Source organism: Spirillospora sp. CA-128828 (assembly GCF_050945415.1).
GTDB lineage: Bacteria > Actinomycetota > Actinomycetes > Streptosporangiales > Streptosporangiaceae > Spirillospora.
The window spans coordinates 8,625,173-8,638,135 of the sequence record NZ_CP191986.1 but is presented as its reverse complement, the minus strand read 5'-3'; the positions used below and the strand labels follow the sequence as shown (position 1 = coordinate 8,638,135).

The following is a 12,963-nucleotide window of genomic DNA, read 5'->3' as shown; positions in this document are numbered from 1 at the left end:
CCTGCGCAGTCCAAAAGGCATCCCATCTGTCCACATGCTGCCGCGGGCCTGTCCACATGCGGGCGCGGGCACGGGACGGCGGCAGGCTCGGCGGACGCGCCGAAAACGTCCGCCCGGCGCCGTAGACTCGCACCTGATGTCGAAGACCGAAGCTCACCCCTTGCTCGATGGCCTCAATCCGCAGCAGCGCGCCGCCGTCGTGCACTCCGGCGGCCCCCTGCTGATCGTCGCGGGCGCCGGCTCGGGCAAGACCCGGGTGCTCACCCACCGCATCGCGCACCTGCTCGGCGAGCGGAACGTGCATCCCGGCCAGATCCTGGCGATCACCTTCACCAACAAGGCCGCCGCGGAGATGAAGGAGCGGGTGGACGCCCTGGTCGGGCCCCGGTCCCGCGCCATGTGGGTGATGACGTTCCACTCCGCGTGCGTCCGGATCCTGCGCCGCGAGGCCAAGCGCCTCGGCTTCCCCACGAGCTTCTCGATCTACGACCAGGCCGACGCGAACCGGCTGATGGCGCTCGTCTGCCGCGAGCTCGACCTCGACCCGAAGCGCTACCCCCCGAAGTCGTTCAGCGCGCAGGTGTCCAACCTGAAGAACGAGCTGATCGACTACGAGACGTTCAAAGCGCGGGCGTCCACGCACATGGAGCAGACGCTCGGCGAGGCGTACGAGATGTACCAGGCGCGGCTCCAGCAGGCCGGCGCCATGGACTTCGACGACCTGATCATGATGACGGTCAACCTGCTGCAGGTGTTCCCGGAGGCCGCCGAGCACTACCGGCGCCGGTTCCGGCACGTCCTGGTGGACGAGTACCAGGACACGAACCACGCGCAATACGAGCTCGTACGGGAACTGACCGCCCCTATCGCGGTTGCCGGGGGGGCTGGGGGGCCGTCCCCCCAGAAGGAAACCGCGGTTGCCGGGGGGGCGTCCGGGCAGGAGGACCACGAGCAGCTCGGGGCGGCCGAGCTGTGCGTCGTGGGCGACGCCGACCAGTCGATCTACGCGTTCCGCGGCGCGACGATCCGCAACATCCTGGAGTTCGAGCGCGACTACCCGGACGCCACCACGATCCTGCTGGAGCAGAACTACCGCTCCACCCAGACGATCCTGTCGGCCGCGAACGCCGTCATCGAGCGCAACGCCGACCGCAAGCCGAAGAAGCTCTGGTCCGACCAGGGCGAGGGCCACAAGATCACCGGCTATGTGGCCGACAACGAGCACGACGAGGCCGCGTTCGTCGCCCGCGAGGTCGACCGGCTCACCGATGAGGGCGACGCCCATCCCGGTGACGTCGCCGTCTTCTACCGCACCAACGCGCAGTCCCGTGTCTTCGAAGAGGTGTTCATCCGCGTCGGGCTGCCGTACAAGGTCGTCGGCGGGGTCCGGTTCTACGAGCGCAAGGAGATCCGGGACGCGCTCGCCTACCTGCGCTGCCTCGCCAACCCCGAGGACACCGTCTCCCTGCGCCGCATCCTGAACGTCCCGAAGCGGGGCATCGGAGACCGGGCCGAGGCGTGCGTCGAGGCGTACGCGTCCCGGGAGCGGATCTCGTTCTGGCAGGCGCTGCGCGTGCCCGAGGACGTCCCCGGCATGGCGACCCGCTCGATCAACGCCGTCCGCGACTTCGTCGCCCTGCTGGACGAACTGCGCGCCGCCGCCGAGTCGCTCGCCCCCGCCGACCTGGTCGCCGAGGTGCTGAAGGCCAGCGGCTATCTCGCCGAGCTGGAGGCGTCCAAGGACCCGCAGGACGAGACCCGCGTCGAGAACCTCCAGGAGCTGGAGGCCGTCGCGCGCGAGTTCGAAGAACGCCTGGACGGCGAGTCCGCCGAAGGCCGCCTCCCCGAGTTCCTCGAACAGGTCGCACTCGTCGCCGACGCCGACTCCATCCCCGGAGGCGCGAAGGGCGGGCCCGTCCCGCCGGGCGAGCAGCCGGAGGAGACCGAGCACGGCGTCGTCACCCTGATGACCCTGCACACCGCGAAGGGCCTCGAATTCCCCGTCGTCTTCCTCACCGGCATGGAGGACGGCGTGTTCCCGCACCTGCGCGCCATGAGCAACCCCAAGGAACTCGAAGAGGAACGCCGCCTCGCCTACGTCGGCATCACCCGCGCCCGGCAGCGGCTCTACGTCTCCCGGGCCGCGATGCGCAGCTCATGGGGGGCGCCGCAGGTCAACCCGCCCTCCCGGTTCCTCGGCGAGGTCCCGAGGACGCTCGTCGACTGGGAGCGCGAGGCTTCGTCCGCGTCCGGTTCCGCCATGTCCCGAATGGCCGAACGGCCCGGCACCCGCTCCCCGGGGAACCGCCCCGTCCCGTCCCTCTCCCCGGGCGACAAGGTCACTCACGACGCCTTCGGCCTCGGCACCGTCGTGTCCGTGTACGACAAGGGCGAGAAGGCCAGCGTCGACTTCGGCGGCGAATACGGCGTCCGGACGCTGGTGCTCCGCTACGCCACCATCGAGAAGCTCTGACGGCACCTCACCGGCGTGTACGCGGCGCGCCGGCCGCGGGCCCGAGGGTGCCGAGGCGCTTCAAGGTCTCCAGTACCGGGGCCGTTTCGAGGGTCTGGATGCCGTCCAGGACGCCCAGCCGCTGCGTCAGGTAGCGGTGCAGATCGGCAGGACCGGTGCAGAGTGCTTGGGCGAGAAGGTTCGTCGGGCCGGTGGTGGCCGCGACCACGGCCATCTCATGGTGACCGGCGATCGTCTCCGCGACATGATCGAGGCTGCCGGGAGACACGGACATCCAGAGCAGGGCCTGTGTCGTCGCGCCGAGGAGCGTCGAGTCGACCTCGATGTCGAAGAAGACCGTCCCGTGGGCGCGCAGGCTTGCGAGGCGCCGCGCCACGGTCGCCTGTGACCAGCCGGTCGCTGCACCGAGGTCCGCGTAGCCGGCGCGGCCGTCGTGGCGCAGCGCGTCCAGCAGGGCATGGTCGGCGCCGGCCAGGGGGCGCGCGTCACCGGGTTCCGGGGCCGGCGGCTGAAGCCGGGCCCGCTGGCCGGGCGTGAGGGCCTGCGTGATGCCGCGCCACGCGACCGGCCCGCCGAGGTAGGTGTGAAGCAGGCAGTGGGCCGACACCGCGGTGATGCCCGCCCGGCGGGGAGTGTCGTGCAGCAGCATCGGGTGCCCGCCGTCCGGGACGTCCACGATGGCGAAGATCTCCGTGCCGCCGGACGTGAGCTTGACCCAGGACGTGTCGGGGCGGTGGGCGAGCGAGCGGGCGAGACTCTGTGCGGCGGGCGGGGTGCAGGTCAGCCGCACCATCCACCGCGTCGCCTCATGCATGTCGTAGGTCATGGCCCCGACGACGCGCAGGCCCGCCTCTGCGCGCAGCCGCCGGTACCGGCGGGTGACGGTCTGCGTGGACACGCCGAGGACGTCCGCGATCCGGCTGAACGGGGCGCGGCCGTCGATGTGCAGCGCGTGGATGACGGCGCGATCTAGATCGTCCAGCATCGAAATCCCTCACTCGACCGCATGTAGCTGGAAGAAAACAGCGAAAAACTCGCTGTGATTGGAAGTCTGTGCGGCCTCCAGCCCAGGCTAAGGCACGAATTCGAAAGGAGCGTGCCCATGGTGGTGCAGAGTGAAGTTCGGAACGTCGCCTACCGATGGCGGTGGGTCGCGCTGGCCGCGCTGCTCGTGGCCGAGGCGATGAACCTGCTGGACGCGACCATCGTGCAGGTCGCGGCGCCGGTCGTCCGCGCGGACCTGGGCGGCGCCGCGGCGGGGATCCAGTGGTTCAGCGCCGCCTACACGCTGCCGTTCGCCGCACTCCTGGTCGCGGGCGGGCGGCTGGGAGACCGGCTCGGCCGCAAACGCGTCTTCACGGCGGGTGTGGCGTGCTTCGCCCTGGCCTCCCTGCTCTGCGCGGCGTCACCCGACGCCGGTGTGCTGATCGGCGCCCGGGTCGTCCAGGGCGCCGCCGCCGCGCTGATCATCCCGCAGACCATCGGCCTGATCCGGGCGATGTTCGACGGCGCCGAGATGGCGAAGGCGCTCGGCTGGCTCGGGCCGGTCATGGGCCTCTCGGCGATCTGCGGACCGGTGCTCGGGTCCGTCCTCACGGACGCCTGGACCTGGCGCGTGGCCTTCCTGGTGAACGTGCCCCTGGCCGCCGCCGTGCTGGGGATGGCGCCGGCGATGCGAGAGGACAGGGCGCCGCGACCGCCTCGTCTCGACCTGCCCGGGACCGCACTGGCCGCAGCCGGATCCGCGCTCGTGGTCTACCCGCTGATCGAGGGGGACACGGCGGGATGGCCGCTCTGGACGTGGTCGGCCCTGGCGGCGGGTGTACTCCTGCTGGTGCTGTTCGGTCTCCACCAGCGGCGGACGGCGGACCCGCTCGTCGAGCCCACCCTGTTCCGCAGCCGTCGATTCCCGGCGGCGCTGGCCACGTCGACCCTCTTCTTCGCCGCCATGAACGGGCTGATGGTCGTGATCGTCCTCCAGGTCCAGTTGGGCCTCGGACGGGACGTGCTGACCGCCGGGCTCACTCTGCTGCCCTGGTCATGCGCGCTGGCCGTCTCCTCGTGGCTCGCCGGTACGTACCTGGTACCGCGGGTCGGCGCCCGGCTGCTCTTCTGCGGTCTGGCGCTGATGCTGACCGGCGTTCTCACGACAGTCGCCGTTTACCACGCCTCCGTGTCGTGGCCTCTGCTCGGTGCCCTGGCCCTGGTGGGGACGGGCAATGGGCTGTTCACGGTCCCGTTCTTCACGGCGGCCCTGGCGCCGGTCCGCCCGCAGGAGACCGGATCGGCCGCCGGGCTCCTCAACGCCGTCCAGCAGTTCGGCGGGACGCTGGGCATCGCCGTCCTGGGCACCGCCTTCCTCCACGAAGCGTCGGGGACCGGCCGAACGGAAGCCCTCCGCCCCGCCCTGTGGCTGGCCGCCGCCCTCCTGACCGCCACAGCCGCCACGGCCGCCCTCATGTTCGGGGACTCGGACGCCGTCCGATGAAGATCATTTAGGGTTCGGTTGCATGTCTGATGAGCGCATGATGCGCGGTTACGCGGGCCATTCGCATGGTCGTGCCACCTACTCCGGTACGCCGGTGATCGAGCTGGACGGTGCCCCCGTCACGGTCGGCGTCGATGAGGAGGGGCTGCTGTGGACGTGTGATCTCCGCGGCGACGGATGCGTCAGCCGTCCGCTGGACCTCGACGCGGCCGGGCCCGATGACGACTGGTACATCGAGAACGGGTGGTGGGACGAGGACGATGATGAGGACGAGCGGGAAAGGCTCGTCACCGAGCCCTCCCTCATCGCCGAGCGCGTGGTCGTGGCGGAGGTCGACGGGCGGCCCGTGGTCGTCACCGGCGGTGGCCGGTTCGACTTCCGCGTCGAGGACGGCGACGACGTCAGCGGCGGGATCGTGCGGGCCTGGGACCTGCATACCGGGCGGCGGATCGGCTCGGTCATGATCGGTCACGTGCTCGCGGTCTGCTCGCTCGCGACCGTCCGGTCCGAGCGCGGCCCCCTGGCCGTCAGCAGTTGCGAGACGGGTCTGCTACTGGCCTGGGAGCTGGCCACCGGTGTCAAGGTGATCGAGCGGCAGGGCGCCTACAACGGGGAGATGGCCGCCGCCGTGGTCGACGGCCGCCCTGTCGCCGTGACCGGCGGAAGTGACCGGTTCCTCCAGGCCTGGGACGTTCTGAGCGGTGAGCGGCTCGGCGCGGACCTGCCGGGGCTGGAGTCTCCCGCCGGCGGCATCGCGATCACCGAGGTGGAGGGCCGCACCGTGGTGCTGGCCGGCGACGGCCCCGTGCTGCGCGCCTGGGACCTCGCGTCCCAGGAGGCGATCGGGGCGCCGCTGACCGGGCACACCGGCGACATCGAGCGCGTGGCCACCGCGACCGTGGGCGGCCGCGCGATCGCTTGACCGGGGGGCGACCGCGATCCCAACGATTCGCGCAGGGGCACGACCCTGGTGTGGGACCTGGTGCGCGGAGAGCGGATCGGCGAGCCGCTCACCGGCCATCTTGAGTCGGTCACCGTGGTCGCGGGCACGCCGGCCGCCGTCACCCAGAGGTGGGACGGGACCGGCGCGTTCGGTCATCGGATCCACCTGTGGGACCTGACGTGAGGTGGCGCCCTATCCGGGGTGGTGGGTGCCGGGTGTGTGGCCGAACGCCCGATGGAAGACGTCGATGAAGGCGCTCGCGGACGACCAGCCGCATTGATGGGCCACCGCGGTCACCGGAGTGTTCTCGGCCAAGAGGACCAGGGCGTGGGAGAGGCGCAGCTGGGTGCGCCACTGCGGGAACGTCATCCCGAGATCGGTCTTGAAGAGCCGGGACAGGGTCCGGTCGCTCGCGCCCACCTCTCTGCCCAGTGCGGCCAGTGTGCGGTTGTCGGCAGGGTCGGCGTGCAGGAGCTCGCACACCGCCTTGAGGTGGGGGACGGTCGGCGCGGGCAGATGCAGAGGTTGCTGAGGGGATGCGCGCAGCTGGTCGAGCAGAACCGCTCGCAGGCGTGCGCGTTCGGGGCTGTCGTCGTCCTGCGGGGTTCGCGTGTAGGCGAGGATCAGCTCCCGCAGCAGGGGGCTGACGCTGAGCACCGTCGGCTCGTCCAGGCCGAGGGGGTTGTCGGCCGCGCGCAGGCCGATCAGGTGCAGCCGGAGTTCGCCGTGCGCCTGGTGAGCGTGGACGGACCCGGCCGGTATCCAGATGGCGCGGTTGGCGGGCGCCACCCATGAACCGGCGTCGGTGGTGACGGCGACCACGCCCCGTCCGGCGTAGGCGATCTGGTGGTCGTCGTGCCGGTGGGCGTCGATGGCCGTCCCCGGCGCCAGCCGGCGTGTCCGGGTCGGCGCGGTCGGCTGATGGCGGCTTTCCTGCATTGGTTGGCAGATTATCGGAAGCCCGACACGCCGCTCCAGCGCGAGCATGAGGGACGTGTCAACGAGAAAGCCGGTCCTGCTCCTGTCGGCCGGGCACGCGTGCGTGGACGTCTACCAGGGGTCCGTGACCGCGCTCGTCCCCTTCTTCGTCGCCGAGCGCCACTACACCTATGCCGCCGCCTCGGGCATCGTGCTCGCCGCGTCCTTGCTGTCCTCAGTGGCGCAGCCGCTGTTCGGCGCGCTCACCGACAAGTGGGCGATGCCCTGGCTGCTGCCCCTGAGCACGCTCCTCGGCGGCGTGGGCATCGCCCTGAGCGGACTCAGCGGGAACTACGCGCTCACGCTGGCGTTCGTCGCCGTCTCCGGGGTCGGGGTCGCGGCCTACCATCCCGAGTCCGCCCGGGTCGCACGGAGGGCCAGCAGGGGGAGCCACACCGCGATGAGCTGGTTCTCGGTCGGCGGCAACGTCGGGTTCGCGCTGGCGCCGCTCCTGGTCGCCGCCGTGGTCGCCGGGAACGGGCTGCGGTACACGCCCTTTCTCGTGGTCCCGGCCCTCGCGGGCAGCGTGCTGTGCCTGCCCGTGCTGCGCGTCCTTGAGAGGACGGCGATCACAGGGCCCGGCAGTGCCGCGAACACCGCCTCGGACGACACCGCCTCCTTCCTGAGGCTGTCACTTGCCGTGATCTGCCGGTCCGTCGTGTTCATGGGGATGAGCACGTTCATCTCGTTCTACGCCCGGCAGCGCACGGGAGGGGGCATGGCGGCGGGCACCGCGGCGCTGTTCGTGCTGTACCTCGGCGGCGCGGTGGGCACCGTGCTGGGCGGCTCGCTGGCCGCCCGATGGGACCGGGTCACCGCGGTGCGCAGGTCGTACCTGATGGCCGTCGTCGCCGTCGCGGGCATCGTGTTCGTGCCCGGCCCGGCCATCTACCTGTTCGTGGCACTGACCTCCGCCGGGCTCTACATCCCGTTCTCCCTGCAGGTCACCCTTGGCCAGGACTACCTGCCCTCGCGGGTCGGAACCGCCAGCGGCGTCACCCTCGGCCTGACCGTCAGCGTCGGCGGCCTCGCCAGCCCCGTTCTGGGCGGCATCGCGGACGCGACGTCCCTGCAGACGGCGTTGACCCCGCTGATCGCGATGCCCGCCCTGGCCTGGCTGTTGTTCCGGACGCTGCCTGAGCCCGCCGTCCCGAAGCTCGCCGCACCGGTTCCGCAGGTCGTCGACGACGTGGCGCCCAGTTGACGCGAGCTACGCCCCGCGGCGGCGCAGGAGGTTCATAGGGAGGGTGTGCAGCACGGCCTGGTCGTCCTGGTTCAGCAGTTCGGCGCGGGTGCGGACGATGCCGCGGTCCGGCTTGGAACGGGACGGGCGGGCCTCCAGGATGGTCACGCGGAGCCGCAGCGAGTCGCCCGGACGGACCGGGGCGGGCCAGCGCAGCTCGTCCACACCGGGGGAGGCGAGGCTGGCGACGCGGGAGAGGACGTGGTCGGCGAACAGCCGCATCATGATCGAGCCGGTGTGCCAGCCGCTCGCGATGATCCCCTTGAACGGCCCGGACGCCGCGAAGTCCGCGTCGACGTGGATCGGCTGCGGGTCGAACCGGCGGGCGAACTCCAGGATCTCGGCCTCGGACACGGTGACGTGGCCGTACTCGTAGGTCGCTCCTTCGGCGTAGTCCTCGAAGTAGCGGTCGTCGATGGGGGCCGTGAAGTCGTCACCGAGGGCGCGGGTGCTGATCGTCATGGCACCAGGATGGCCCAGCGGCCGTTCGTCCATCGCGGCGGCCGCTACGCGGGGGCCGAGACGCGGCTCTGCCATTCCTCCCAGACCTCGGCGTGCAGCTTGTACAGGCCGTACGGGGTGTCGGCGGACGGCTCCTGAAGGTGGGTGCCCTGGTCCACCTTCATCGACGCCAGCCTGACGGGAAAGAAGGCCGCCTGGTGCTCGCGGTCCTCGGACCGCACCTGGAGCAGGAAGTAGCTGTGGTAGGCGTCCGCGCTGATCTCGACGATCTCCGCCCAGTCGAAGTGGCGGCGGCGGTACCCGGAGACGAGGGTGAGTCCCGTGTCGTCCATGATCATGCGCGTGCGCAGCTTGGGGAGGGCTGAGAGCGCGAGGACGAACAGTACGATTCCGGCGGCGAGCGCCGGGGCGCCCGCGCCGTCGAGGGCCTTGTCGGTCGCCACCACGCCGAAGAGCGCGGCGATGGCGGCACCGGCGAGGATCAGGCCGAGGTGGCGGGGGCAACGCAGCGCGCGCGGCTTGGTCATCGCGGCATTATCGGGCAATCCATGCGGAGCCGTCGAGCAGCCCAAATCGGCGGTCAGCCGGAGAGGGCGTCCCCGCCGGGCGCCGCATGGCCGGAACCCGTGGCGAGTGAGGCGAGGAAGGCGTCCAGCATCGCGCTCTGGCGGTCGGGCGGGTAGGCGTCCGGATCGAACAGTGCGTGGACGACGAGGCCGTGCGCGAAGGCCGCCGCGGCGGCGACGACGTCGTCCACCTCGGACGCGGTGGGCAGCTCGCCCTGGGCTACGGCGGTCGCCACGTGGGGGCGCAGCCGGGCCTGCCAGTTCTCGTAGCGGCGCCGCTGGCGTTCGCCGAGGTCGGGGTCGGCCAGCGCGACGTCCCACGAGCCGACCCAGATCCGGTTCATGCCGGTCGCGGCCGGGGTCAGGGGCAGGACGTCCAGGAGCGCGGCGCGCAGGGCGGCGAGGCCGGGCGGAGCCTCCCGCAGCGGACGGTTCGCGGTGCGCTCGTCGGCGAGTTCAAGGGCATGCGCGACGAGGGCCTTCTTGCTCGGGAAGTAGTGGGTGAGCAGGCCGGTGGACGCGCCCATCTCCGCGGCGACCGCGCGCAGCGTCAGGCCGCCGAAGCCCCGGGCGGCGAGGACGCGCCAGACGGCCTCGGAGACGTCCCTGCGCCGGGCCTCGTGGTCACCTTTGGCGGGCATCCCCGTACGATACATAACAAACGTTGGGTACGTACCCCTCTGGAGGCCCCCATGTTCGCTCGCACGCTCGCCGACGGTGCCGAGCTCCGTCCGTTCGAGCCCTGGCAGGCGGCCGAGTTCGCCGCGCACGCGGACCGGGTCCGCGCGGACATCCGCGAGTACATTCCCTGGGCCGGGACGGTGGTGGACGAGAAGACGGCCCGCGAGCTGCTGCAGTCCTACGCCGACAGGCAGGCCAGGGACGAGGGCCGGATGTACGGCATCTGGGTGGACGGCGTCCTCCAGGGCGGGACGGTCTTCCGGACGTTCGACGCCGCGCAGGGCGTCTGCGAGGCGGGTGTCTGGCTGGCGGCGGAGGCACGGGGGCGCGGCCTGGTCACCAAGGCGGTCCGCGTCATGATCGATTGGGCGATCGGAACGCGTGGCATGCACCGGGTCGAGTGGCTGTGCGACCCGCGCAACACCGCCAGCGCGGCGGTGGCCGAGCGGCTCGGGATGACCTGCGAGGGCGTCCTGCGGCAGGCGTTCGTGCTGAACGGCGAGCGGCGGGACGTCCAGGTCTGGGCGGTCCTCGCGGAGGAGTGGGCGGCGGCCTGACCCGCGGGGCCCGGTAGGGTAATCGGTGATCTAGTCTTAACCCTTACCCCCTGGGAGCCCCCTGTGCATGCCGAGCAGGTGCTCATGCTGCTGGCCGCCGCCGTCGCGGCGGGCTGGGTCGACGCCGTGGTCGGCGGGGGCGGGTTGATCCAGCTGCCCGCGCTGCTGCTGCTCAACCCGGGGCAGCCGGTCGCGACCGCGCTCGCCACCAACAAGCTGGGCTCGATCGCGGGCACCGCCTCGGCCGCCGTCGCCTACGCGCGCAAGGCCAAGCCGGACGTCCGCGTCGCCGTTCCGGCGGGGGTCCTCGCGGTGTGCTGCGCCGCCGCCGGCGCCCTCTGCGCGTCGGCGATCTCCTCGGACGTGCTGAAGCCGGTCATCATGGTCGTGCTGCTGACCGTGGCCGCGATCGTGGTGCTCAAGCCGGATCTCGGCCGGGCCCCGCGGCTGGTGCTGCGGACCCGCCGCCGGGTCGCCGCCGCCGTCCTCGTCCCGGGTGTCGCGATCGCCTTCTACGACGGGCTCGTCGGGCCGGGCACCGGGACGTTCCTGGTCGTCGCGTTCACCGCGCTGCTCGGCCTGGACTTCGTCGACGCCTCCGCCACGTCGAAGATCATCAACGCGTGCACCAACCTCGGCGGGCTGATCGTGTTCGCGGCGCAGGGCCATGTCCTGTGGGCCGTCGGGCTGGCCATGGCACTCTGCAACGCCGGCGGCGCGCAGCTCGGCGCCCGCATGGCGATCAAGAAGGGAGCCGGTTTCGTCCGGGTTGTACTGCTCTGCGCGGTCTCAGCGCTCGTGCTGAAGCTCGCCTACGAGCAGTTCGGCTAGGGGATCGGAAGGGGCCGCTCCAGCGCGGAGAGGCTGAGCAGGACGAGCGACGCCGTCCAGCCGAGCGGCGCCGGACCGGCGGGCATCCCGGTCGGGCCGACCTTCTCCGGCAGGACGCCCAGCGAGGTGCGGTGCGCGGAGAGCCAGCTCAGCCGGCTCATCGCCTCGTCCGTCCGGCCCGACGCCGCCGCGTTCAGCCCGAACAGCGCGGTCTCCGGCGTCCAGGCGACGTCCGGGGTGCCGGACCAGCGCTCGCCCGGCAGGACGCCTCCGTTCGGCAGCGCCTGCTTGCGCTCGGCGTCCCCGATCGCGACCGTCACACCCGCGTCCGCGGGGGCGAACGGCGGCGCGAGGAAGGTCACCGACGTGTCCATCAGCCCGCCTCGCAGGGGCGACCGCGGGTAGCCGTAGGGCGCGAACTGCCTGGCCACCGCGTCCGACACGCGCTGCGCCGCGCGCCGCCACTCCGCCGCCTTGCCGCCTTCACCCCGCATCCGCGCGAGGTCCGCGGCCGAACGCAGCCCCGCCAGCACGGGCCCGACGACGCCGAGCGTCGGCCGCCGCGGGTCCTCCTCGCGCCGGTGGTCGCGTTCCCAGTAGTCGGACGAGGCGGGCGGGAGCCCCTCCGCGTCCAGCGAGCGCGCCAGGTGGTCGGCGGCGCGCTGCACCATCGGCCACAGCGTCGGGAGCTCGTCCGTCGCATTCGCCCGGACGCGGTAGAACCACGCCGCCCACAGCACCCAGCCGAGCGAGTCGAGCTGCGGCGCCCGGCCGTCGGCGACCGCCGTCCCGTCCGGGTTGTAGCGCGCGGCCCACATGCCGTTCTCGTTCTGGGCGCGGGCGAGGAAGCGCAGGACGCGGCGCGCCTCCGACGGATGCCCGGTCACGGTGAACGCGGCGACGGTGAACGCGGAGTCGCGCGGCCAGCAGTACCGCCATTTCGAGTACCAGGAGGCCAGGGACGCCCCGTTCGGGCGGGTGAGCAGGCGCAGGTCGAGCAGCGCGCGCGCCGCCATGTCGCGATGGCCGCCGCTCGCCGGGACCGTGCCCTGGGCCAGCCACGTCCGGTCGGACCTGACCGCCCGGTCCACGCGCGGGTCGGACGCGTCGACGGTGATCGGTGTGTCGCCGCCGGACGGGACGAGCCGGATCCGCCCGTCCGCGAGCCTGACGACCGAGCTGTCCGGCAGGTAGGACGCCCCTTCGGCCTGGTCCGGAGCGAGCGGCACGCCCGCGAACGGCCATCCGCCGCCGCCGACGAGACCGGGGCTCGCCCAGCCCGAGTCGGGCGGCTCGGGGACGGTGGCGCCGCCGGTCGCGACGAGCGCGGCGACGAGGAGCAGGGCCGTGGTGCGCCGGACCTTGCTGACGCCCGACCGCCTGCGCGGCGCCGGTCGCCGGCGCCCCCGCGGAGGCGGGACGACCGGGGTGGGCGCGACGGGGGCCGGGGCCGCGACTGACGTGTCCCGTTCCTCCGCCATCGCCATGCGTTCGCCCCCTATACCGCACCAGGCCACCCGACCGTCAGGTCGAATTAAGTACATCAAACTACGTCAATTGGTTCATCCTCCTCACGAGCCACTCGTGCCCGCCCTTGAGGATGAGCACACCCGCCGTCCCGGGAACACTCGCCCGCGGAGGGAACTCTCGGTGACATATGGCCCCGGCGGCATCACCACGAAGAAGGGTTGACTAGGCTGCATCGACGGAGCGGACCGCAGAGTGCCGGCCGCACGGACAC

At 72.1% G+C, this 12,963-nt stretch carries 13 protein-coding genes; 7 read left to right on the top strand and 6 right to left on the bottom strand.

What is annotated here, in order from left to right; genetic code table 11:
- Nucleotides 1-136: 136 nt before the first annotated feature.
- On the top strand, nt 137-2,473 hold the full coding sequence (pcrA, locus tag ACQPXG_RS41405; protein ID WP_433464610.1) for a DNA helicase PcrA: 2,337 nt from the start codon (nt 137-139) through the stop codon (nt 2,471-2,473).
- Nucleotides 2,474-2,480: 7 nt separating this feature from the next.
- On the opposite strand, the gene ACQPXG_RS41400 is transcribed toward pcrA, so the two are convergent.
- A complete protein-coding gene (locus ACQPXG_RS41400; protein ID WP_433464609.1) occupies nt 2,481-3,458 on the bottom strand; it encodes an Lrp/AsnC family transcriptional regulator in 978 nt (325 codons plus the stop codon).
- A gap of 117 nt (nt 3,459-3,575) precedes the next feature.
- Between ACQPXG_RS41400 and ACQPXG_RS41395 the strand changes: the two genes are divergently transcribed.
- Genes ACQPXG_RS41395 through ACQPXG_RS41385 form a run of 3 tightly spaced genes read left to right on the top strand, consistent with a single transcriptional unit; the run spans nt 3,576 to nt 6,087 of the window.
- Nucleotides 3,576-4,961 carry an MFS transporter gene (locus ACQPXG_RS41395; protein WP_433464608.1) on the top strand — a complete coding sequence of 462 codons (1,386 nt, stop codon included), beginning with the start codon at nt 3,576-3,578 and terminating at the stop codon, nt 4,959-4,961.
- Between the two features lie 22 nt (nt 4,962-4,983).
- Complete coding sequence (locus ACQPXG_RS41390; protein WP_433464607.1) at nt 4,984-5,883, top strand: WD40 repeat domain-containing protein; 900 nt, start codon at nt 4,984-4,986, stop codon at nt 5,881-5,883.
- 48 nt (nt 5,884-5,931) lie between these two features.
- Nucleotides 5,932-6,087 carry a hypothetical protein gene (locus tag ACQPXG_RS41385; RefSeq protein ID WP_433464606.1) on the top strand — a complete coding sequence of 52 codons (156 nt, stop codon included), beginning with the start codon at nt 5,932-5,934 and terminating at the stop codon, nt 6,085-6,087.
- A 9-nt stretch (nt 6,088-6,096) separates the two neighbouring features.
- Here the strand turns inward: ACQPXG_RS41385 and ACQPXG_RS41380 are convergent, their stop codons facing one another.
- Nucleotides 6,097-6,843: an AraC family transcriptional regulator gene (locus ACQPXG_RS41380; RefSeq protein ID WP_433464605.1), complete on the bottom strand. Its 747-nt coding sequence runs from the start codon at nt 6,841-6,843 to the stop codon at nt 6,097-6,099.
- Nucleotides 6,844-6,898: 55 nt separating this feature from the next.
- Here ACQPXG_RS41380 and ACQPXG_RS41375 point away from each other — a divergent pair, with 55 nt between their 5' ends.
- Nucleotides 6,899-8,086 carry an MFS transporter gene (locus ACQPXG_RS41375; protein WP_433464604.1) on the top strand — a complete coding sequence of 396 codons (1,188 nt, stop codon included), beginning with the start codon at nt 6,899-6,901 and terminating at the stop codon, nt 8,084-8,086.
- A gap of 6 nt (nt 8,087-8,092) precedes the next feature.
- Here the strand turns inward: ACQPXG_RS41375 and ACQPXG_RS41370 are convergent, their stop codons facing one another.
- Genes ACQPXG_RS41370 through ACQPXG_RS41360 form a run of 3 tightly spaced genes read right to left on the bottom strand, consistent with a single transcriptional unit; the run spans nt 8,093 to nt 9,794 of the window.
- A complete protein-coding gene (locus ACQPXG_RS41370) occupies nt 8,093-8,587 on the bottom strand; it encodes a MaoC family dehydratase (RefSeq protein WP_433464603.1) in 495 nt (164 codons plus the stop codon).
- Between the two features lie 44 nt (nt 8,588-8,631).
- Complete coding sequence (locus tag ACQPXG_RS41365) at nt 8,632-9,114, bottom strand: PH domain-containing protein (protein ID WP_433464602.1); 483 nt, start codon at nt 9,112-9,114, stop codon at nt 8,632-8,634.
- A gap of 53 nt (nt 9,115-9,167) precedes the next feature.
- Nucleotides 9,168-9,794 carry a TetR/AcrR family transcriptional regulator gene (locus ACQPXG_RS41360; RefSeq protein WP_433464601.1) on the bottom strand — a complete coding sequence of 209 codons (627 nt, stop codon included), beginning with the start codon at nt 9,792-9,794 and terminating at the stop codon, nt 9,168-9,170.
- A 51-nt stretch (nt 9,795-9,845) separates the two neighbouring features.
- Here ACQPXG_RS41360 and ACQPXG_RS41355 point away from each other — a divergent pair, with 51 nt between their 5' ends.
- Both ACQPXG_RS41355 and ACQPXG_RS41350 read left to right on the top strand, forming a co-directional pair.
- A complete protein-coding gene (locus ACQPXG_RS41355; RefSeq protein WP_433464600.1) occupies nt 9,846-10,391 on the top strand; it encodes a GNAT family N-acetyltransferase in 546 nt (181 codons plus the stop codon).
- 84 nt (nt 10,392-10,475) lie between these two features.
- Entirely contained in the window at nt 10,476-11,222 is a 747-nt protein-coding gene (locus tag ACQPXG_RS41350) for a sulfite exporter TauE/SafE family protein (RefSeq protein WP_433470143.1), read from the top strand.
- On the opposite strand, the gene ACQPXG_RS41345 is transcribed toward ACQPXG_RS41350, so the two are convergent.
- Nucleotides 11,219-12,709, bottom strand: coding sequence for a glycoside hydrolase family 15 protein (locus ACQPXG_RS41345; RefSeq protein ID WP_433464599.1), 1,491 nt, complete (start codon nt 12,707-12,709; stop codon nt 11,219-11,221). The two genes, ACQPXG_RS41350 and ACQPXG_RS41345, sit on opposite strands and share 4 nt — an antisense overlap.
- Nucleotides 12,710-12,963 lie beyond the last annotated feature (254 nt).

Coding starts and splice junctions, on each gene's coding strand:
- pcrA (WP_433464610.1), top strand. CDS start 137: ATGTCGAAGACCGAAGCTCACCCCTTGCTCGATGGCCTCAATCCGCAG.
- ACQPXG_RS41400 (WP_433464609.1), bottom strand. CDS start 3,458: ATGCTGGACGATCTAGATCGCGCCGTCATCCACGCGCTGCACATCGAC.
- ACQPXG_RS41395 (WP_433464608.1), top strand. CDS start 3,576: ATGGTGGTGCAGAGTGAAGTTCGGAACGTCGCCTACCGATGGCGGTGG.
- ACQPXG_RS41390 (WP_433464607.1), top strand. CDS start 4,984: ATGTCTGATGAGCGCATGATGCGCGGTTACGCGGGCCATTCGCATGGT.
- ACQPXG_RS41380 (WP_433464605.1), bottom strand. CDS start 6,843: ATGCAGGAAAGCCGCCATCAGCCGACCGCGCCGACCCGGACACGCCGG.
- ACQPXG_RS41370 (WP_433464603.1), bottom strand. CDS start 8,587: ATGACGATCAGCACCCGCGCCCTCGGTGACGACTTCACGGCCCCCATC.
- ACQPXG_RS41365 (WP_433464602.1), bottom strand. CDS start 9,114: ATGACCAAGCCGCGCGCGCTGCGTTGCCCCCGCCACCTCGGCCTGATC.
- ACQPXG_RS41360 (WP_433464601.1), bottom strand. CDS start 9,794: ATGCCCGCCAAAGGTGACCACGAGGCCCGGCGCAGGGACGTCTCCGAG.
- ACQPXG_RS41355 (WP_433464600.1), top strand. CDS start 9,846: ATGTTCGCTCGCACGCTCGCCGACGGTGCCGAGCTCCGTCCGTTCGAG.
- ACQPXG_RS41350 (WP_433470143.1), top strand. CDS start 10,476: ATGCTGCTGGCCGCCGCCGTCGCGGCGGGCTGGGTCGACGCCGTGGTC.
- ACQPXG_RS41345 (WP_433464599.1), bottom strand. CDS start 12,709: ATGGCGATGGCGGAGGAACGGGACACGTCAGTCGCGGCCCCGGCCCCC.